This is a genomic window from Streptacidiphilus sp. MAP5-3 (assembly GCF_041262505.1).
Lineage (GTDB): Bacteria > Actinomycetota > Actinomycetes > Streptomycetales > Streptomycetaceae > Streptacidiphilus.
Window position 1 is genome coordinate 403,965 of sequence record NZ_JBGCCL010000001.1, and the last position, 19,621, is coordinate 423,585.

General features: G+C 71.8%; 21 protein-coding genes. 9 read left to right on the top strand and 12 right to left on the bottom strand.

The window, feature by feature from the left end:
• The first annotated feature begins 89 nt into the window (after positions 1-89).
• From ABH928_RS01790 to ABH928_RS01805, 4 genes are all read left to right on the top strand, one after another.
• Complete coding sequence (locus ABH928_RS01790; protein WP_370061128.1) at positions 90-617, top strand: hypothetical protein; 528 nt, start codon at positions 90-92, stop codon at positions 615-617.
• 158 nt (positions 618-775) lie between these two features.
• Complete coding sequence (locus ABH928_RS01795) at positions 776-2,167, top strand: magnesium transporter MgtE N-terminal domain-containing protein (RefSeq protein WP_370061130.1); 1,392 nt, start codon at positions 776-778, stop codon at positions 2,165-2,167.
• Positions 2,151-2,672: a DUF1003 domain-containing protein gene (locus tag ABH928_RS01800; RefSeq protein WP_370061132.1), complete on the top strand. Its 522-nt coding sequence runs from the start codon at positions 2,151-2,153 to the stop codon at positions 2,670-2,672. Before ABH928_RS01795 ends, ABH928_RS01800 begins: the two co-directional genes overlap by 17 nt.
• A gap of 115 nt (positions 2,673-2,787) precedes the next feature.
• The gene (locus ABH928_RS01805; RefSeq protein WP_370061134.1) at positions 2,788-3,942 is read left to right on the top strand and encodes an Mrp/NBP35 family ATP-binding protein; all 1,155 of its coding nucleotides are present in this window, start codon (positions 2,788-2,790) and stop codon (positions 3,940-3,942) included.
• A 131-nt stretch (positions 3,943-4,073) separates the two neighbouring features.
• Here the strand turns inward: ABH928_RS01805 and ABH928_RS01810 are convergent, their stop codons facing one another.
• From ABH928_RS01810 to sigE, 5 genes are all read right to left on the bottom strand, one after another.
• Positions 4,074-4,763: a hypothetical protein gene (locus ABH928_RS01810; protein ID WP_370061136.1), complete on the bottom strand. Its 690-nt coding sequence runs from the start codon at positions 4,761-4,763 to the stop codon at positions 4,074-4,076.
• 155 nt (positions 4,764-4,918) lie between these two features.
• Positions 4,919-5,383, bottom strand: coding sequence for a sec-independent translocase (locus ABH928_RS01815; RefSeq protein ID WP_370061138.1), 465 nt, complete (start codon positions 5,381-5,383; stop codon positions 4,919-4,921).
• Positions 5,384-5,524: 141 nt separating this feature from the next.
• Positions 5,525-6,901 (bottom strand): S1C family serine protease, encoded by a 1,377-nt coding sequence (locus ABH928_RS01820; RefSeq protein ID WP_370061140.1) that lies wholly within the window; start codon positions 6,899-6,901, stop codon positions 5,525-5,527.
• A 244-nt stretch (positions 6,902-7,145) separates the two neighbouring features.
• Positions 7,146-8,138, bottom strand: a complete 993-nt coding sequence (locus tag ABH928_RS01825; protein WP_370061142.1) for an anti-sigma factor — start codon at positions 8,136-8,138, stop codon at positions 7,146-7,148.
• On the bottom strand, positions 8,135-8,857 hold the full coding sequence (gene sigE / locus ABH928_RS01830; RefSeq protein WP_370061145.1) for an RNA polymerase sigma factor SigE: 723 nt from the start codon (positions 8,855-8,857) through the stop codon (positions 8,135-8,137). Before sigE ends, ABH928_RS01825 begins: the two co-directional genes overlap by 4 nt.
• Before the next feature lie 348 nt (positions 8,858-9,205).
• On the opposite strand from sigE, the gene ABH928_RS01835 reads away from it, so the two are divergent.
• On the top strand, positions 9,206-9,808 hold the full coding sequence (locus ABH928_RS01835) for an O-methyltransferase (protein ID WP_370061861.1): 603 nt from the start codon (positions 9,206-9,208) through the stop codon (positions 9,806-9,808).
• Between the two features lie 129 nt (positions 9,809-9,937).
• On the opposite strand, the gene ABH928_RS01840 is transcribed toward ABH928_RS01835, so the two are convergent.
• A complete protein-coding gene (locus tag ABH928_RS01840; protein ID WP_370061147.1) occupies positions 9,938-10,105 on the bottom strand; it encodes a DUF3117 domain-containing protein in 168 nt (55 codons plus the stop codon).
• Positions 10,106-10,461: 356 nt separating this feature from the next.
• Between ABH928_RS01840 and ABH928_RS01845 the strand changes: the two genes are divergently transcribed.
• Entirely contained in the window at positions 10,462-11,262 is an 801-nt protein-coding gene (locus ABH928_RS01845) for an enoyl-CoA hydratase-related protein (RefSeq protein ID WP_370061149.1), read from the top strand.
• A gap of 30 nt (positions 11,263-11,292) precedes the next feature.
• Here ABH928_RS01845 and ABH928_RS01850 read toward each other — a convergent pair whose 3' ends face one another.
• A complete protein-coding gene (locus ABH928_RS01850; protein WP_370061151.1) occupies positions 11,293-11,862 on the bottom strand; it encodes a DNA-3-methyladenine glycosylase I in 570 nt (189 codons plus the stop codon).
• Entirely contained in the window at positions 11,859-12,350 is a 492-nt protein-coding gene (locus tag ABH928_RS01855) for a DivIVA domain-containing protein (RefSeq protein ID WP_370061153.1), read from the bottom strand. Before ABH928_RS01855 ends, ABH928_RS01850 begins: the two co-directional genes overlap by 4 nt.
• A gap of 86 nt (positions 12,351-12,436) precedes the next feature.
• Here ABH928_RS01855 and folP point away from each other — a divergent pair, with 86 nt between their 5' ends.
• On the top strand, positions 12,437-13,312 hold the full coding sequence (gene folP / locus ABH928_RS01860) for a dihydropteroate synthase (protein ID WP_370061155.1): 876 nt from the start codon (positions 12,437-12,439) through the stop codon (positions 13,310-13,312).
• A gap of 28 nt (positions 13,313-13,340) precedes the next feature.
• Here folP and ABH928_RS01865 read toward each other — a convergent pair whose 3' ends face one another.
• Both ABH928_RS01865 and dapE read right to left on the bottom strand, forming a co-directional pair.
• The gene (locus tag ABH928_RS01865) at positions 13,341-14,165 is read right to left on the bottom strand and encodes a TIGR00730 family Rossman fold protein (RefSeq protein ID WP_370061157.1); all 825 of its coding nucleotides are present in this window, start codon (positions 14,163-14,165) and stop codon (positions 13,341-13,343) included.
• Positions 14,166-14,255: 90 nt separating this feature from the next.
• Complete coding sequence (gene dapE, locus ABH928_RS01870; RefSeq protein WP_370061159.1) at positions 14,256-15,356, bottom strand: succinyl-diaminopimelate desuccinylase; 1,101 nt, start codon at positions 15,354-15,356, stop codon at positions 14,256-14,258.
• A 237-nt stretch (positions 15,357-15,593) separates the two neighbouring features.
• Between dapE and ABH928_RS01875 the strand changes: the two genes are divergently transcribed.
• The gene (locus tag ABH928_RS01875; RefSeq protein ID WP_370061161.1) at positions 15,594-16,616 is read left to right on the top strand and encodes a heavy metal transporter; all 1,023 of its coding nucleotides are present in this window, start codon (positions 15,594-15,596) and stop codon (positions 16,614-16,616) included.
• 334 nt (positions 16,617-16,950) lie between these two features.
• The gene (locus ABH928_RS01880) at positions 16,951-17,640 is read left to right on the top strand and encodes an ATP-binding protein (protein WP_370061163.1); all 690 of its coding nucleotides are present in this window, start codon (positions 16,951-16,953) and stop codon (positions 17,638-17,640) included.
• 239 nt (positions 17,641-17,879) lie between these two features.
• Here the strand turns inward: ABH928_RS01880 and dapC are convergent, their stop codons facing one another.
• Both dapC and fdxA read right to left on the bottom strand, forming a co-directional pair.
• A complete protein-coding gene (dapC, locus tag ABH928_RS01885) occupies positions 17,880-19,028 on the bottom strand; it encodes a succinyldiaminopimelate transaminase (protein ID WP_370061165.1) in 1,149 nt (382 codons plus the stop codon).
• 27 nt (positions 19,029-19,055) lie between these two features.
• A complete protein-coding gene (fdxA, locus tag ABH928_RS01890; RefSeq protein WP_196192807.1) occupies positions 19,056-19,382 on the bottom strand; it encodes a ferredoxin in 327 nt (108 codons plus the stop codon).
• Positions 19,383-19,621 lie beyond the last annotated feature (239 nt).

A 19,621-nucleotide genomic window follows, 5' to 3' on the forward strand; every position in this document is an offset into this window, starting at 1 on the left:
GGGGCGTAGTGATGGTACGGGAATGACCCGTTCCGGAGCCATGACCGTCCACCCTCTGGGACCTCGCCGGAACGCCATACCCTGTGTCCATGACTGCTGAGCCGAGTGCCTCGCTGCTGGACCGCGCCCTGGTGGAGGAGGCCGCCAAGAAGTCCGGCCTGCTCTGGGTGCGCCAGGGCGACGGCCGCGACCGCGCGCTGTGGCACGCGTGGGTGGACGGCGCCGTCGTCGTGGTCGGCGACGGCGGCGAGCAGCCGCTCCCGCCCCAGCTGCAGGACGGCGCCGAGGTGGTCGTGACGCTGCGCAGCAAGGACAAGTGGGGTCGCCTGGTGGCCTTCACCGCGCGGGTCGAGACGATGAGCCCGCGCGGCGACGCGTGGGAGGCCGCCGTCGAGGAGCTGAAGTCCAAGCGCCTGAACGCCCTCGACCACGACGGTGTCACCGACCGCTGGGCCACGGAGAGCCGTGTGCTGCGGCTGGTCCCGCAGGGGTTCAGCGTCGAGCGGCCGGGCGCGATGCCCGACTCCGCGCACACCGCCGCCCCCGTGCCGACGAGCGCGACGACGCGGCGGCCGATCCCCAAGGCGCTGCCGCGACTGCTCTTCCGTCGGAAGTAGCTCCGCAGCCGGGGCTGAGCTGAACCCTCGGTCCACGCCACAGCTCGCCAGGTAGCCTGAACGCCTGAGCCTGCGTATGGGATCCGCTAAGACCGTGGCCTCGGTGGTCGTGTCCGTCGGGCGCGGGAGCAAGTCGGGAGAAGTCGGGAGGTCAGTGGGTGAGCGGGAGCACCTCTCGCGTGTTCGTCTCGCACCTGTCGGGCGTGGCGGTGTTCGACCCGAACGGCGACCAGGTCGGCCGGGTGCGCGACGTGGTTGTGTCGCTGCGCCTGCGCAGCCAACCGCCACGGGTGCTCGGCTTCGTGGTCGAGGTCGTGGGCAAGCGGCGCGTCTTCCTGGCGACGAACCGCGTCACCAGCGTCGAGTCCGGCCAGGTGCTGATGACCGGCGTGATCAACCTGCGCCGCTTCGAGCAGCGCCCGACCGAGACGCTCTGCCTCGCCGAACTGCTCGACCGCCGCGTCGCGCTCAATCCCGGCACCCCCTACGGCGAGGCCGGTGAGACGGTCACCGTGCTGGACGTCGGCATGGTCCGGGTGCGCGGGCGCGAGTGGGAGATCGACAAGGTCTTCGTCGAGAAGGGCAAGGCCGGGCGGCTGCGGCGGCGGGGCGAGGCGCTGACGGTCGAGTGGTCGGCGGTCACCGGTTTCGCGCTCCGCGAGGAGGACCAGGGCGCGGCCAACCTGCTCGCCACCTTCGACCAGCTGCGCGCTGCCGACCTGGCCAGCGTGCTGCACCACCTCTCCCCCAAGCGTCGTGGTGAGGTCGCCGCCGCGCTGGACGACGAGCGCCTCGCCGACGTCATGGAGGAGCTGCCCGAGGACGACCAGGTGGCCATCCTCGCGGGCCTGCACCAGGAGCGCGCCGCCGACGTCCTGGAGGCGATGGACCCGGACGACGCCGCCGACCTGCTCTCCGAACTCCCCGGTGACGAGGCCGAGAACCTGCTCCAGCTGATGGAGCCCGAAGAGGCCGCCCCGCTGCGCCGCCTGCTCAGCTACGAGGAGCACACCGCCGGTGGTCTGATGACCACCGAACCCGTCGTGCTGCCCCCGAACGCCACCGTCGCCGAGGCGTTGGCGAAGGTCCGCAACGAGGACCTCAAGCCCGCGCAGGCCTCCGTCGTCTACGTGTGCCGCCCGCCGCTGGACACGCCGACCGGCAAGTACCTGGGGCTGGTCCACTTCCAGCGGCTGCTGCGCGAGCCCCCGTACACGCTGCTCGGCGGGCTGGTCGACCACGACCTGGACCCGCTCGCGCCGGACACCGAGCTGCCGCGGATCACCAGCTGGCTGGCCACCTACAACATGGTCTGTGTGCCGGTGGTCGACGAACTGGGCAACCTGCTCGGCTCGGTGACCGTCGACGACGTCCTCGACCACCTGCTGCCCGACGACTGGCGCGAGGGCGTGCTGCACGCGGGCGACGACTGGAACCGCCGGAACGACACGGCAGTCCAGGACGACGCCGCAGAGCAGGACGACGCGGCAGACCAGGACGAACAGGACGACCAGGAGAGGGTGGTGGGCGCTCATGGCCGCGTCCGTTGAGAGCAAGCGTCCACGGCTGGACCAACCGCGGCGTCGTCGCGCCCTGGTGACACTGCCTCAGCCCGACCCCGACGCCTTCGGCCGGTTGTCGGAGCGGTTCGCCCGGTTCATGGGCACGGGACGGTTCCTGGTCTGGATGACCGTGCTCATCCTGATCTGGGTCGCCTGGAACGTCTTCGCCCCGCCGTCGGTGCGGTTCGACGAGTACCCCTTCATCTTCCTGACCCTGGTCCTCTCGCTCCAGGCCTCCTACGCGGCCCCGCTGATCCTGCTCGCGCAGAACCGGCAGGACGACCGCGACCGGGTCAACATGGAACAGGACCGCGACCGGTCCAACCGCACCGTCGCCGACACCGAGTACCTCACCCGCGAGGTCGCCGCACTGCGCCAGGGCCTCGGCGAGGTCGCCACCCGCGACTTCCTCCGCTCGGAGCTGCAGCAGCTGCTCAAGGAGCTGGACAACGGCCGCCGCCCGTACGAGGAGCGCGACGAGGAACTCGTCTGAACCTGCGGCCGCGAAACTGTGGCCACAGACCTGCGGCCGGGCTGACCTGCCGATGTGACCCGCTGCACGCTACTGACGGGTCAGCGGGCCCGCCCCGCCGCCGTACCATTCCGTTATGGCTTCCGACACACAGGCGACCCCCATCGAGGAGTCCGTGCACGCCGCCCTGGCGACTGTGCAGGACCCAGAGATCAACCGGCCCATCACCGAGCTCGGGATGGTGAAATCGGTCGCCGTCGACGAGGCGGGCGCGGCCAAGGTCGCCGTCTACCTCACGGTGTCCGGCTGCCCGATGCGGGAGACCATCACCAACCGGGTCAGCGACGCGGTCGGTCGCGTGCCCGGCATCTCCTCGGTCGAGGTCGAGCTCGACGTGATGAGCGCCGAGCAGCGCAAGGAGCTGGCAACGTCGCTCCGTGGTGGCCAGGCCGAGAAGGAGATCCCCTTCGCCAAGCCCGGCTCGCTGACCCGCGTCTACGCGGTCGCGTCCGGCAAGGGCGGCGTCGGCAAGTCCTCGGTGACGGTCAACCTGGCCGCGGCGCTGGCCGACCAGGGCCTCAAGGTCGCCGTGGTCGACGCCGACATCTACGGCCACAGCGTGCCGCGCATGCTGGGCGCGGAGGGCCGCCCGACCCAGGTCGAGAACATGATCATGCCGCCGTCGGCGAACGGCGTGAAGGTCATCTCGATCGGCATGTTCACCCCGGGCAACGCCCCGGTCGTCTGGCGCGGCCCGATGCTGCACCGCGCGCTGCAGCAGTTCCTGGCCGACGTCTACTGGGGCGACCTGGACGTGCTGCTGCTCGACCTGCCGCCCGGCACCGGCGACATCGCCATCTCGGTGGCCCAGCTGGTCCCGAACGCGGAGATCCTGCTGGTCACCACCCCGCAGCAGGCCGCGGCGGAGGTGGCGGAGCGGGCCGGCACGATTGCGCTGCAGACGCACCAGACCATCGTCGGCGTCATCGAGAACATGTCGGGCATGCCGTGCCCGCACTGCGGCGAGATGGTCGACGTCTTCGGCACCGGCGGCGGCCAGACCGTCGCGGACGCGCTCACCCGCGCGACCGGCGCGAAGGTCCCGGTCCTCGGCAACATCCCGATCGACATCCAGCTCCGCCAGGGCGGCGACGAGGGCAAGCCCGTCGTCCTCTCCGACCCGGACTCCCCGGCGGGCGCGGCGCTCCGCGCGATCGCCACGAAGCTGGGCAACCGCCAGCGCGGCCTCTCGGGCATGTCGCTCGGACTGACGCCCAAGAACAAGTTCTGACCGGCCGGGTCGTTTCCCCGACCCGCCACGCCGCCACTCACAACGCCGACCGCTCCCCTGACCTGCGGGGGAACGGTCGGCGTTCATCGTCAGACGCGTCGCGAGGGCGGTCGCGAGGGCTGTCGCGAGGGCTACTGCCCGTACGACCCGAGGTCGGTGACCGTGGTGAAGCCGAGGCCGTAGGCGCTGACGCCGCGGCCGTAGGCGCCGAGGTGGACGCCGGGGGCGTCCCCGGCGAGGACCCAGCCGTACTCGGACTCGCGGTAGCGGAACGCCTGCGGGGTTCCGTTGACCGGGAGGGTGAGCGAGGACCAGGCCGGGCCGTCGATGTCGTCGGCGAGGTCCCAGGCGAGGGCGGTCTGCTGGTCGAGCCAGTCCTGACGGAGCGTCCGCTCCATCGGGGCGTGCTCGGTGGCGGCCAGGAGTCCCGAGCCGGCCAGCCAGGCGGCGGAGGCGATGGAGGTGGCCTCCAGCATGCCGGTGCCGTCGTCCAGGCGACGGGCCGTACGGCCGGCGACCGTCACCACGACGGCGAAGCGTCGGCCCTCGGACGGATCCTGGGAGAGGTACGAGCGGACGGGCTCCTCGCCGTGGCCCAGCGAGCCGTAATCCACGACCCTGCCGTCCGGCGAGGTGCCGACCGTGCCGAACCAGCGGCGGCCGGTCCAGGCGTCGTCCAGGCCGTACCAGGGGAACTCCGCGTCCGGGAAGCCCGGCGCGATGGCCGTGGCACCAGCCGTCGCACCGGCAGTACCGCCCGACGCCGCTGCGGCGTTCTCCCCCATGACGGCGTCTCCCACGGCGTGGCTCGTGGCGTCCATACCGGCCTCCTCTTCCTGGTCCACCCCGGCAGAACCATACCGGGGAGGAGGGAGGCGATCGTGTACCGCAGGCGGCTACGCGCCCACCGGGTCGCCGAAGGGCGGGCCCGCTGGTCCGTTCGAGCAGGCCGGGTCAGACCCCGCCGTGCGGGAGATCAGGTGGCGTCGAGGTCGTACGGCGCGCTCTCGTCGCTGGTCAGCGGCGGCTGCGCGGGGCGGTTGCCGGAGGTCGACGACGGCGTGGCGGAGCCGGACTCGCCCGGGGCGACCTTGGCCAGCGGGTCGGCGCGGACCGCCCGCACGGCGGCACTGGCGTCGGCAGCGTCGCGGGTGAAGCCGTTCTTCAGCTCCTGGAGCTCGTCCAGGCCGAACTCGTCGCCGTGCTTGGTCAGCTGCTTCCGCACGAAGTTCTTCGGGTGCAGGTCCTGGAACTCGAAGTCCTGGTACTCGGGGCCGAGCTCGTTGCGGATGTCCTGCTTGGCGCTGTCCGAGAACTCGCGCACCTTGCGGATGAAGCCCATCACGTCCTGGACGATCTTCGGCAGCTTGTCCGGGCCGAAGATGACCACGGCAAGGACCACGAGCACCACCATCTCGAGTGGGCTTATGTCGAAGAACATGTCGTGGGCTCCCCTGATGACGTGGTGACGGCTCCAGACTAATCGCCCGAGGCGCGGGACGGACCAGCGCCCGCGGAACCGCAGGTGTGAATCCTCCCTCCGGCCGCGTCGGAGCGGTCATGTCCGGCATGTCCGGAGCGGTCAGGCCCGGGTGGACGTCGAGTCGGACGGGCCCGAGGTGAGGTGGACCACCACCGGCAGGCTGTCGCCGTCGCGCAGCACGGTGAGGACCGTCTCCGCGTTCTGCTTGCGGCCGCGGACCAGCGCGATCAGGTCGTCCGCGTCGGTGACCGCGATGCCGTCGTCCGCCGTGACGATGTCGCCGACGTGCAGCGGCGACTTCCGCTGGGCCACTGCGGTGATCTTCGCCCCGCCCTGGAAGGAGCGGTCCAGGGTCACCCCGATCATCGGCGGATCGGCGTGTCCGGTGCCGATCAGCTGGGCGGCGACGGCGGCGGCCTGGTCGATCGGGATGGCGAAACCGAGGCCGATGCTGCCGCTGTCGCTGCTGTTGCCGTAGGGGTCCGTGCTGTCCGGGTCGGCGGAGCGGATCACCGTGTTGATGCCGATCACGGTGCCGCTGGCGTCCAGCAGCGGGCCGCCGGAGTTGCCGGGGTTGATCGCGGCGTCGGTCTGCACGGCGTCCAGGTACGAAGGACCGCCGGGCATGCCGGGGCCGGAGACGATCGGGCGGTCCAGCGCGCTCACGATGCCGGAGGTGACCGTGCCGCGCAGGCCGTAGGGGTCGCCGACAGCCATCACCGGGTCGCCCACCTGGATGTCGTCCGAGTCACCGAGGACCGCCGGGGTCAGCCCGGAGACGCCGGTGACCCGCAGCACCGCCAGATCGGTGCCGACGTCACGCCCGACCAGGGTGGCCGGGTGGCGCTGGCCTGTGTTGAAGGTCACAGTGACCGTGCCGGGGGTGCCGTCGGGGGCGACGACATGGCTGTTGGTCAGGATGTGGCCGTCGGCGTCGAGCAGCACGCCGGTGCCCGTCGTCTGCTGGCCGTCCGCCACCACCTGCAGGTAGACGATGCCGGGCAGGACCGCGTGCAGCACCTCGGCCGTGTGGCTGGGCGTCTTGGACGTGGCGGGCGCCTTCGACAGCGTCAGCCGACCGCCCTGCCGGGCACCCTCGACGGCGACGCCGAGACCGCCGCCGATCAGGCTGGCGACGACCACGACCACGGTGACGATCAGGATCCCGCGCGGCGAGGCCAGCCTCGGACCGAACGGCGGGGTCCGGCGCTTGGTCCGCGCGGTCCGCTGGGGCCGCAGCGTCCGCGAGCGCCGCGACACCGAGCCGCGGGCCGCGCGCTGGGCCGGGATGTGCAGCAGTCGCCGCAGGCCACGGGCGCGTCCGCGCACGGCGTCGCCATCCCGCGGCTCCTCGCGCCGCCTGAAGATCGGCTCCCGGCCGGGGCCCGGCCCGTCGGGGTGACTCCACCACGCGGGCGCGCATCGGCGGCTCTGCCGGGGAGTCGGGGATTCCTCCACCTGCTGCTCCGCTGCCATGCCGAACTGCTCCTCAACGCCTTGCTGCCATGGCGATTGAAACAGGAACCGACGGCTCGGGGCTACCGTTCGCGCACATTCTCAGTCAGCGAACAGTTGCTGTTCGGCCACGCGTGAGCATCGGAAGCAACGCCGCGGGCGGGCCGGACCGGAGTCCGACCCGCCCGCACGCAGAGGGTTCAGCGCAGGGTTGCTGCGAGATCCTGCCGAGATCCGTCAGCGTTCCTGCCGGGGAGTGCAGAGGTCAGGGCAGCAGCCGACGGGCCGGGACCACCGAGGGATCCGACATCGGGTGGAACGCCGTGGTGCGGTGCATGACCTCCTGCGCGGCGCTGTCGTTGCCGTGGAGGTTCTCCAGCGCCAGCTGACTCCCGGCGGGGGCGTAGTTGCCCGTGCCGGACAGCGGGGAGACGTCCGCGGGGGCGTCGGAGGAGGCGGAGACGCCCGTCAACGCGGTGCTCAGGGTCACCGCCGCGACCGAGAAGGCGCCCGCCGCGGCGAAGACCAGACGTCGGCCACGCTGCGTGCCCATGGGCGCCGCCGCCGCGGCCAGCACGCCGGACAGTGGCTGGCTCGGCATCAGCCCGCCCCCGACCCCGGCGCGGAGCCGGGCGGCTATCGGACGGGGCTCCTCGCGTCGGGAGCCCTCGCTCCCACCGTCGTTGCCTGCGTGGCCGCCGGAATCCCGCGGCTCGCGTACCTCGCGCAGGGCGCGGGAGGAGCGCTCACGGCGGGCGCGCGGGTCCACGCCGGGCACCGGATGGTCGGCGCCCAACGCGCCGGAGCCGAAGCTGCTGCCCCGCAGACCGCCACCGCCCAGGCCGCCGGCGGAGCCGAAGCCCGAACCCGAGCCGCCGAACAACGACCGCACGCCGCGCGCGGCACCGGCGACCGGCTGACCCGACGACGGCCCCTCGCCGTCGTCGCCCGCCCCGGGCGCGGCGATGGAGAGCAACCGGGTCATGAAGACCGGGCTGGGGTCCGGAGGGAGCACCTCGCGCAGGCGCGACTTGAGCTGCCGGGCCTCCTCGGCCTCGGCCAGACAGGTGGGACAGGTGGCCAGGTGGGCCTGGACGCGCTCGCGGGCGCCGTGGTCCAGCTCGCCGTCGATGAAGGCGGCCAGGCGGTCGCCCAGGTGGTGCTCCTGCGCAGGAGACGCGGGCACGGCCACGGAGACCGGGGTCACCCGCAGCTCTGCTGCCTCCGACCGCGCGGCGCGGCGGGGCCGCTCGCTCACGAGGACCGCCTCCCGTCCAACGCCTCGGCGGCCAACAGCTGTGCCTCGGCATCGACGTCCACACCGGCCCTGCGCTCACGGCCCTCGCTCGCGCCGGGGGCGCGGTGCTGCAGGGCGGCGCGCAGGTGCGCCCGGCCACGGTGGATGCGGCTGCGCACGGTGCCGAGCTTGACGCCCAGGGTGGCGGCGATCTCCTCGTAGGAGAGGCCCTCGATGTCACAGAGCACGACGGCGGCGCGGAACTCCGGGGCAAGGGTGTCCAGGGCCTGCTGCACGTCGGCGTCGAAGTGGGTGTCGTGGAACTGCTGCGCGGGCGACGGCTCACGGCTGGGCAGCCGCTCGGCGGCGTCCTCGGCCAGCGCGTCGAAGCGGATCCGCTGCTTGCGGCGGACCATGTCCAGGAAGAGGTTGGTGGTGATCCGGTGCAGCCAGCCCTCGAAGGTGCCGGGCGTGTACGTGGACAGCGAACGGAACACCCGGACGAAGACCTCCTGGGTGAGGTCCTCGGCGTCGTGCTGGTTGCCGGTCAGGCGGTAGGCGAGGCGGTACACCCGGGCGCTGTGGGTCTGGACGATCTCCTCCCAACTGGGCGGAGTCCATGCAGCCGTGGCGCTCTGGTCGTCGAAGGTGGCGGTCTGACCGTCGGACACGGTCTCACCGGGCTGGCCGTTCGAAGCCGTCTCGTCGACGGGCGCGTACTCGGGCTGCGACTCACTCATCACGGGCTTTGGCGTACGGATCGGCGCGGGGCCGCGAAAGTGCCGCGATCGAGCGCCCCCCTCAGCCACACCTCCTCGATCGGCTCTTCTGCCTAGCAGGGCCACCACCATATCCGCACCACCCGTTAGCACCGGATAAAAAGCCAATCACCATACGACCCACCTGGGGCGTTGTGTATACGCCCGGTGCGCCGTTCTCGTTCCGCCGCGCTCGCACGCGGCGTTCATCTGTTTCCAACGGCCGGGCCTTGATCCCGGTTCCGCTCCACTCCACTAACCTGTGGCCAGAAATCGACACAGTTCAGGCGTCGGGCACACTCGGGCACACTCGGGGCACAGGAGGAAGGCATCAGCGGCTACGGGGAACAGGCGGACGCCGCCCTCGCCGACGCCTATGCCGTCGAGGACGCGGTGCTCGAACGCGCCCGTGAGCTGTCGCTCGCGGCCACGGTCCGTCCGGTCTCCCCCGGCAGCGGCGCGGCGCTGCGTCTGCTGGCGGCGGCGACGGCCGCCCGCGCGGTGGCCGAGATCGGGACCGGCACCGGCGTGTCGGGCATCTGCCTGCTGCGCGGAATGCGCCCGGACGGGGTACTGACCACCGTCGACATCCACCCCGGCCTGCAACGCCAGGCCCGCGAGGGGTTCGCGGCGGCGGGCTTCGCCTCCAGCCGCGCACGGCTGATCCCGGGCCCGGCGCTGGACGTGCTGCCACGGCTGGCGGACAGCCAGTACGACCTCGTCTTCTGCGACGGCGATCCGGCGGAGTCGACGGGCTACCTTGCTGAATCGTTGCGCCTGCTCCGACCTGGGGGAACGGTCTGCTTCGAGGGCGCGCTGGGCGTGGGTGCGCTCGCGGTCAGAGAGCTGGTGCGGACCGTCCGCGAGCATCCGGACCTGGTCCCGGCGCTGCTGCCGGTCGGCGACGGACTGCTCGCCGCGGTGAAGCGGTGACGCGGTGACGCGACGAAGCAGTCGGCGGCGCCCCGGTTGAGGAAGCGCTGACGGGCGAAGGCCCTGTCCCGAACGGGACAGGGCCTTCGTCGTGGAGCTCCTGGAGCTCGTGGAGCTGAGGGTGTGCGGTCAGCCGCACACGTCCTTCAGGGCGTCGCCGAGCGCCTGCGCCTCGTCGGGCGTCAGCTCGACCACGAGCCGTCCGCCGCCTTCGAGCGGAACTCGCATGACGATGCCCCGCCCCTCCTTGGTCACCTCGAGCGGGCCGTCGCCCGTCCGCGGCTTCATGGCCGCCATGCTCGTTCCCCTTCCTGCACCTGGTCCTAGCCGAACCCCACGGCCCGTCCACCGCCGGTTTCGAACGCACTGATCGGAGTACCAGTATCCCGCATCTGACCGTCCGATGACCAACGTCACGCATCACCCCAGCCCCAGCGGCCTCTCGGTGCACCTCCGACTGCACTCGAACACGCCTTCCGACCGCACCTCAGTTCCCCTCTCTCGCGGGCAGGCTGCCGCCGTGTGAGGTGCCCCTGTTCCGCTCGTGGAAACCGAGGGAAAGTGGGCTACGTCACATCTACGCCGGTAGGTGGCATCCGTCATGCTGACCAGGGACATCTGGGACGACCAGTGACGACCAGGAGGAGCCGGACGTGGCCGACAGCGTGCTGTACGAGATCGAGGACGGGCTCGCGACCCTCACCATCAACCGCCCCGAGGCGATGAACGCGCTCGACACCGCGACCAAGGTGGCCCTGCGCGACGCCGCGCAGGACGCCGCGGAGAACGCCTCGGTCCGCGCGGTCCTGCTGACCGGCGCGGGCGACCGCGCGTTCTGCGTGGGCCAGGACCTCAAGGAGCACGTCGGCAACCTGAGCGCTGCCAGGGAGTCGGGCGGCTCGGCGCTCTCGACGGTCCACGAGCACTACAACCCGCTGGTCACCGCGCTCACGACGATGCGCAAGCCGGTCGTCGCCGCGATCAACGGCGTGGCGGCGGGCGCGGGCGCGGCGCTGGCCTGGGCCTGCGACTTCCGGCTGCTCGCCGAGCACGGCGGGTTCAACACGTCCTTCGCCGGGGTCGCCCTGACGGCGGACTCCGGCGCGTCGTGGACCCTGCCGCGCCTGGTCGGCCACGCCAAGGCCACCGAGTTGCTGATGTTCCCTCAGACCATCAAGGCCGAGCAGGCGTTGACCCTCGGCCTGACCAACCGCGTGGTCCCGAGCGCGGAACTCGCCACGGAGGCACGGGCGTTCGCCCGCACCTTGGCCGACGGCCCGACGGTCGCCTACGGCGCGATCAAGTCCTCGCTGGCGTACGGCTCGTCCCACTCGCTGGTGGAGACGCTGGCGAAGGAGGACGAACTCCAGACCCTCGCCGGCGCGTCGGCGGACCACTGGATCGCGGTCCAGGCCTTCCTGGCCAAGGAGAAGCCGCGATTCACCGGAGCCTGATCCGGCGTTCGGTGACGCCGGACAGGGCAACTACCTCGCGAAGCAGTCCGCAAGGTGGTCGTTGACGAGGCCGCAGGCCTGCATCATCGCGTAGGCCGTCGTGGGGCCGACGAAGCGGAAACCCTTCCGCTTCAGCTCCTTGGCCAGGGCCGTCGACTCCGGCGTCACCGCCGGGACCTCCACGAGGGAGGTGGGTGCCTTCGGAGCGGGGTCCGGGGCGAAGCCCCAGATCAGGGCGTCCAACGAGGTGCCGTCCAGCTCCAGCAGGGCACGGGCGTTGGCGATGGTCGCCAGGATCTTCGCGCGGTTGCGGATGATCCCCTCGTCCGCGAGCAGGCGCTCGACGTTCGCGTCGTCGTAGGCCGCGACCTTGGCCGGGTCGAACCCGTCGAAGGCCCGCCGGAAGCCCTCCCTGCGGCGCAGGATGGTGATCCAGGACAGGCCCGACTGGAACGCCTCCAGGCAGAGCCGCTCGTACAGCGCGGAGTCGCCGTGGACCGGCTTTCCCCACTCGCTGTCGTGGTACTCGACGTAGTCCGGAGCCGACAGACCCCAGGGACACCGGAGCAGACCGTCCTCGCCCCGAACCGCCTCACTCATCGCTGCTCGTCCTCCGGCTCGTCGGGCTCGTGGTCGCCTGCACCGTCTTCGGCCTTCTCCGTCGCGGCCTTCTCGGTCTCGGCCTTCTCTTCCGGCCCGGTCGGTATCTCGACCTTCCCGAGCTGGATCGTCGGCTGGTACCCCTCGGCCACCGCCTCCGGAGTCGCGCCCGCGCCCGCGCTCGCGCCACGCGCGGGTGCCAGCGCGGCGGAGAGCGCGTGCTCCAGCTCCGCGACGCGGTGGTCGCGCTGGGAGAGCTCCGCGGCCAGGCGGTCCAGGGTGTCGTCCACCTCGTCCATCCGGTAGCCGCGCAGCGCCATCGGGAAGCGCAGTTCGTCGATGTCGTCGTGGGCCACGGACCGGTCCTTGGGCAGGCCGGCCGCCAGCCGGTCCCGCTCGGCGTCCGGGAGGGAACCGCCCGCGCCGAGCGCGGCCAGCGCGGCCGCGCCGACGACCAGCACCATCAGGACGAGGATCAACCAGAACACGGGCCCACTCCAGGCTGCCGGTGGGGGATCATGGACGAGCCCCAAACGTTTGACAGCCATCATGGCGTACCAGCCTGGGAGGACGCATGGCCCGCAGGCCCTTGAAGCTCGGCACCCGCAGTTTCGCTCCGGACGAGCTCGTGATCATGGCCATCGTCAACCGCACCCCGGACTCGTTCTTCGACCGGGGCGCGACCTTCACCGACGAGGCCGCCTTCGCCGCAGCCGACAAGGCGGTGGCCGAGGGCGCGGCCATCCTCGACATCGGCGGCGTCAAGGCCGGGCCCGGGGACGAGGTCACGGTCGAGGAGGAGCTGCGCCGCACCGTCCCCTTCGTCGCCGCACTGCGGGAGCGGCATCCGGACGTGGTGCTCAGCGTGGACACCTGGCGGCACGAGGTCGGCGAGGCCGTCTGCGAGGTGGGCGCGGACCTGATCAACGACGCCTGGGGCGGCGTCGATCCGCTGCTGGCCGAGGTCGCCGCGAAGCACCGGGTCGGCCTGGTCTGCACCCACGCCGGAGGTACGGAGCCGCGGACGCGTCCGCACCGGGTCGAGTACGCGGACGTCATGGCGGACATCATGGAGCGCACGGTCGCCGGTGAGGCGGAGCGGGCGCTGGCGCTGGGCGTCCCGCGCGAGGGCATCCTGATCGATCCGGGCCACGACTTCGGCAAGAACACCCGCCACTCGCTGGAGGCGACCCGCCGCCTGCCGGAGATGACCGAGACCGGCTGGCCGGTGTTGGTCTCGCTCTCCAACAAGGACTTCGTCGGCGAGACGCTGGACAAGCCGGTCGGTGAGCGGCTGCTCGGCACCCTCGCGACCACGGCGGTCTCGGCCTGGCTGGGGGCCCAGGTGTACCGGGTCCACCAGGTCGCCGAGACCCGGCAGGTGCTCGACATGGTCGCCTCGATCCGTGGCACCCGTCCCCCGGCGGTCGCCCGCCGGGGGCTGGCCTGAGCGACCTCCCGCGCGCTGCCGCCGACCCCTACTCCGGGTTGTGGGCGGGCTGCGGGTGGCCGTTGGTGCGGCTGGCCTCCAGGATCTTGACGGCCTCCTCGACGGAGTCGGTGCACTGGACCAGCTCCAGATCGCCCGCGGAGGCCTTGCCCTCGGCGATGAGGGTGTTCCTGATCCAGTCCAGCAGGCCGGACCAGTACGCGGTGCCGAAGAGGATCACCGGGAACCTGGTTACCTTGTGCGTCTGGACCAGTGTGAGCGCCTCGAACAGCTCGTCCAGCGTGCCGAAGCCACCCGGCAGCACGATGAAGCCCTGGCTGTACTTGACGAACATGGTCTTCCGGACGAAGAAGTACCGGAAGTTCAGCCCGAGGTGGATGTAGTCGTTGAGGCCCTGCTCGAAGGGCAGCTCGATGCCGAGGCCGACGGAGGTGCCGCCCGCCTCGAACGCGCCGCGGTTGGCAGACTCCATCGCGCCCGGCCCGCCGCCGGTGATCACCGCGTAGCCGGCCTCGACCAGCGCGCGGCCGATCCGGACCCCGGCCTTGTACTCGACGGAGTCGACGGGCGTCCGGGCCGAGCCGAAGACGCTGACCGCCGGTCCGAGTTCGGCGAGGGCGCCGAAGCCCTCGACGAACTCGGACTGGATCCGCATGACCCGCCACGGGTCGGTGTGCAGCCAGTCGGACGGACCGGCGGAGTCCAGCAGACGCTGGTCGGTGGTACTGGAGTCGACCTGGTCCCCGCGCAGCAGCACCGGCCCTCGGTGCTTGACGCGCACCTTGCCGCGCAGGCGGACCTGCTCGGGGCCGTTGACGTGATCGTTTGGCTGGTGGCTGCGGTCGTCTGTCATACCTCCGCAGCGTACGTCGGGAGATCAACGCGCGGGTGGATTTCCGTTGGCCGTCCGCCACCGGCCTCACGTCAGCCGCATGGGCTCCGGTCAGGCGGTCAGCCAGGCGCGGACCCGCTTCTCGCACTCCTCGATCGCGGAGAGCGAGCAGTGCTCGTCCCGCTTGTGGGCGTAGTTCGGGTCGCCCGGACCGTAGTTGACCGCCGGGATGCCCAGCTCGGAGAAGCGCGCCACGTCGGTCCAGCCGAACTTGGCCGTCGGGGTGGTCGCGGTCGCCTCGACGAATGCCGCGGCGGCCGGGGCCGACAGGCCGGGCAGCGCTCCGGCGGCGAAGTCGGTGACCACGACGTCGAAGCCCGCGAAGACCTCGCGGACGTGCGCCGTCGCCTCCTCCGGCGTGCGGTTGGGGGCGTAGCGGAAGTTGACCACGACCAGGCACTCGTCCGGGATCACGTTGTTGGCGACGCCGCCCTCGATCCGGACCGCGTTCAGGCCCTCGTGGTACTCCAGGCCGTCGATCTCGACCCGCGCAGCCTCGTAGGCGGCCAGGCGGGTAAGGATCGGCGAGGCCTTGTGGATCGCGTTCTCGCCCAGCCAGCTGCGGGCGGAGTGTGCGCGGGTGCCCTTGGTGCGGATCTCGGCGCGCAGGGTGCCCTGGCAGCCGCCCTCGACCTGGGCGCTGCTCGGTTCCATCAGCACCGCGAAGTCGCCCGTCAGCCACTCCGGGTGGTTGCGGGCCAGGCGGCCGAGGCCGTTGCGGCTCGCCTCGACCTCCTCGTGGTCGTAGAAGACGAAGGTCAGGTCCCGGTTGGGCTCGGGCACGGTGGCCGCGATGCGCAGCTGGACGGCTACGCCGGACTTCATGTCCGAGGTGCCGCAGCCCCAGAGCAGGTCGCCCTCCACGCGCGAGGGCAGGTTGTCGGCGATCGGCACAGTGTCCAGGTGACCGGCCAGGATGACCCGCTCCGAGCGGCCGAGGTCGGTCCGGGCCACGATCGCGTCACCGTCCCGCTCCACGGTCAGGTGCGGGAGCTTCCGCAGGGCGACCTCTACGGCGTCGGCGATCTGCTGCTCCGAACCGCTCACGGAGGGGATGTCGACCAGGCGGGCGGTGAGCTCCGCCCCGGTCAGACTCAGATCCAGCTCGGGCACGGCGGGCGCGGCGGGCGCGGAAGCGACATGGCGACTCATGGACAGCCAGCCTACGTGGCTTTGCCTGCCGGTTACCCGAGGCCTGCTGAGCGGCGCAGCTCACAGGTACGCAGGCGAACCGTAGTCCCAACAGCACCGTCCCAGTCGGTAGGGTGCCAGTCGGCCTAATTGGGGCGAGTCGAACGGATCGACGGTTGTCGACGAGCGCTGAGTGACGAGCACCGGGCAGGGACCGGCCGAGGCCGGCGGTAGCGACACCGGGGAAGGGACGGCGGGGTGAGTCTGAGCGAGATGATGAGCGCGGGGCACGAGGAGGCCCGTCCGCCGCGACGTCGACGCCGACGCTGGTTGGCCTGCCTTCCTGCGCTGGCCATCCTGGCGGTGCTCGCGGTGGTCGTGGTGGTGCTCATCGGCAAGGGCCGTGGCCTGCTGCCCGGCCCGCTCTCCGAGGGCTGCCAGGCGGACACCCCGGACGGCATCGTCCAACTCGACCTGGACCAGATGGAGAACGCCAGCACCATCGCCGCCGTCGCCACCGCGCGCAACCTGCCGGAGCGCGCGGTCACCATCTCGCTGGCCACGGCGATGCAGGAGTCGCAGCTGGTCAACCTCAACGGCGGCGACCGCGACTCCATCGGCCTGTTCCAGCAGCGTCCTTCGCAGGGCTGGGGCACACCGCAGCAGATCGCGGACCCGGTCTACGCGACCAACAGGTTCCTCGACAAGCTGGTCCAGATCCCGGGCTACGCCCAACTCCCGCTCACCCAGGCCGCGCAGGACGTTCAGCACAGCGCCTACCCGGACGCCTACGCCCAGCACGAGGCGGACGCGACCACGCTGTCCGGCGCGCTGACGGGCCGCGTCCAGGCGGGGCTCAGCTGCACGGTCGACGGCGTCGGCGCCGCGAGCGCCGGGACCGGCACGTCCGACGTGTCGGCGGCACTGTCCAAGGACTTCGGCCACGTGGTCAGCACCACGCCGCTGGGCGCGGCGGGCGCCTCCTCGTCCGACTCCTCCGGCGCGTCCCCGTCCGGCCCGACCCAGGACCGGCTCGACGTCCAGGTGCACGGCGGCGCGTATCCGACGGAGCACGGCTGGGCGGTGGCGCAGTGGGCGGTCGCGCACGCCAAGGACCTGCACATCACCGGCGTCACGTACGCGGGCAAGGCGTGGACGGCCGACGCCTCCGACAAGGGCTGGGTCGCGGCCGACGGCTCCGCGTCGGCGTCCGCCGCCCCGGCGTCCGACGTGTCGTCGAGCTCGCCGACCGACGTCCGGCTGACCGTCGCCTCGTCCTGACGGAGCCTCAGATCTCCGGACGGGGCGGCAACTTCGGAGCCCACAGGGCTCCCCAGGAGAGTTAACCGAACCGCCACAGGTTGACGAATTGGGCCATTCGGGTCGGCTCCGCCGAAATCTCTCGCGACCGAACAGAAAACCCGTGCGGGGACTGTGAGGAAACCTTTCAGCCGAAGGCCTGACGGCGCTTCTTATATGTAGACAAATACGGACATTGCATCGATGTCGTTGGGGAACTCTTTACCCGGAACGGCCGCAACCTTCTTGCTCCTGGGGCGGTAATCACCACGTCCGCCCGGCGGACGGGTCCTGTCGTCCCATCACTAGGAGCACCATGTCTCTCCCCCTCTCGCGTCGGATCGTCCAGGCCGCCCTCGTCGTCGCGGCCGGTGCGGCCCCGGTGATCGCTGCGGGTGCGGCGCAGGCCGCCCCTGCACTGCCGACGGTGCCCGACCTGGGCGGTGTCAGCAGCCTGGACACGGCGGGTCTGGGCAGCCAGCTCCAGAGCGCCACGCACCAGACCGGCGAGCTGGCCGGCACGGGCGCGGGCCGGGCCGTCAGCGACGGTGTCCCGGTGGTCGCCGACGCGGCCGGCAGCACGGCGGGCCAGGCCGTCCCGATCGCCAACCGCTCGCTGGGCGAGTCCGCCCTCCAGGTCGTCGGCCTGGCCGGCCAGGCCGTCACCGCGACCCACGGCACGGGCGCGCTGACCGGCACCCGGGCGATGCCCGCGGCTGCGACCGACGGCACGGCGGCCGCGCCGGCCGGGGCGCCCCTGTCGGCGCCGATTCAGGCCCCGGCGGCGGCTCCGGCCCCCGCCTCGGGTCCGCTCGGTGCGCTGCCGCTCCAGAGCCTGCCCGTCAACACCCCGCTGACGGCAGCTCAGGGCGCGCTCGGCGGCGTCACCCGCGAGGCCCCGGCCCAGCGTCTCGGCAGCCTCCCCGGCCTGGGCGGCGCGGCCAACTCCCCGCTGAGCACGGTCACCAACGTCCTCCCGGGCGTCGGCGGCCTCCCGCTGGGGTAGCACGGCTCCTGCGCAGCGTCAGTCCCCGGGACGGGAGCGGCTGGGCAGGCGAGCAACCATGCAAGAAGGGGCGCGAGGAACTGCACGAGCAACCACCCTGTCCGGATGGCCCTGCTCGTTCGGCGACACACCACTCACAATGGCTTGTCGCGCAGTTCCTCGCGCCCCCGGCTGTGCAACTACCTGCTCAGCAGAGCCTCGCGCCCCTGGACGTTGGCAACGTCCCGAGGCAGTAAGGGTTACGCCCGCAAACGGGCGACCGCGGCCGCGACCCTCTCGTCCGTCGCCGTGAAGGCCACGCGGACGAAGTTCGCGCCCGCCTCGCCGTAGAACTCGCCCGGCGCGGCCAGGATGCCGTGCTTGGCGAGGTCGGCGATGGTGTCCCAGCACGGCTCGTCCCGGGTCGCCCACAGGTAGAGGCTCGCCTCGGAGTGCTCGATCCGGAAGCCGTAGGCCGTAAGCGCCGTACGCAGCGACGCGCGCCGCGCGGCATAGCGCTCGCGCTGCTCCGCCACGTGGGCCGCGTCGCCCAGGGCGGCGACGGTCGCGGCCTGGACGGGGGCCGGGACCATGAAGCCGCTGTGCTTGCGCACCTCCAGCAGCTCGCCCAGGACGTCCGCGTCGCCCGCGGCGAACGCCGAGCGGTAACCGGCGAGGTTGGACCGCTTCGACAGCGAGTGGATCGCGACCAGACCGGCCATCGACCCGCCGCAGACGTCCGGGTGCAGCACCGAGACCGGCTCCGCCTCCCAGCCCAGCTCCAGGTAGCACTCGTCGCTGACGACGAGCACGCCGTGCTGCCGCGCCCAGGCCACGGTCCGGCGCAGCTCGTCCACGCCGAGCACCCGACCGGTCGGGTTGGAGGGCGAGTTGAGCCAGAGCAGCCGCAGACCCTCCGGGTCCAGCTCGGTCGGGTCGTCGTAGACGACGTAGTCCGCGCGGGCCAGGCGGGCGCCCACCTCGTACGTCGGGTACGCGAGCCGCGGGAGGGCGACCCGGTCGCCTGCGCCGAGGCCGAGCTGCCACGGCAGCAGGGCGACGAGCTCCTTGGAGCCGACCAGCGGCAGGACGTTGTGGTGCGTGACGCCCTCCGCGCCGAGGCGGCCCTCGACCCAGCCGACCAGGGCGTCCTTCAGGGCCGTGGTGCCCCAGACCGTCGGATAACCCGGACTGTCCGACGCCGCGGCCAGTGCGTCCTGCACCAGCTGCGGGACCGGGTCGACCGGTGTGCCGACCGAGAGGTCGACCAGGCCGTCGGCGTGGGCCGAGGCGGTGGCCTTGTACGGCTCCAGGCGGTCCCAGGGGAACGCCGGAAGAAGTGCTGAGACGCGGCGCGCCGCCCCTCCGAGGAGGGACGGCGCGGCGGTGCTGTCGTGCGACGAGGTCACTTGAGTGGTCCCCAGTGGTCCGTGGTCCTAGTGGTCCTGGTTCTGCGGCGGCAGCGCGGCGATGAACGGGTGGTCCTTGTCGATCACACCGAGCTTGGAGGCACCACCGGGCGAACCGAGGTCGTCGAAGAAGTCGACGTTCGCCTTGTAGTAGTCCTTCCACTCGTCCGGAGTGTCGTCCTCGTAGAAGATCGCCTCGACCGGGCAGACCGGCTCACACGCGCCGCAGTCGACGCACTCGTCCGGGTGGATGTACAAGGACCGCTTGCCCTCGTAGATGCAGTCGACCGGGCACTCTTCGATGCACGCCTTGTCCTTCACGTCGACACAAGGCTGCGCGATGACGTAGGTCACGCTGTCATTCCTCCTCGTAGGGGCTACATACGCGCAAGGGAAGCGCGGCGTCGTCGATGCCCGCCCCTAGTATCGCCGGTCGAAGGCACTGGATGTAACGGAGGTGGCGGTCATGACGTCCCAAGGTATCGGACACGCGGGCGCTGGAGTCCGACTCAACCCGTCTGACCTGGGACGACGCGTGATGATCCGGCGTGTTGCCGGGTTCCGGGAAGGTCGCCCGCTGTTCACGGATGTGC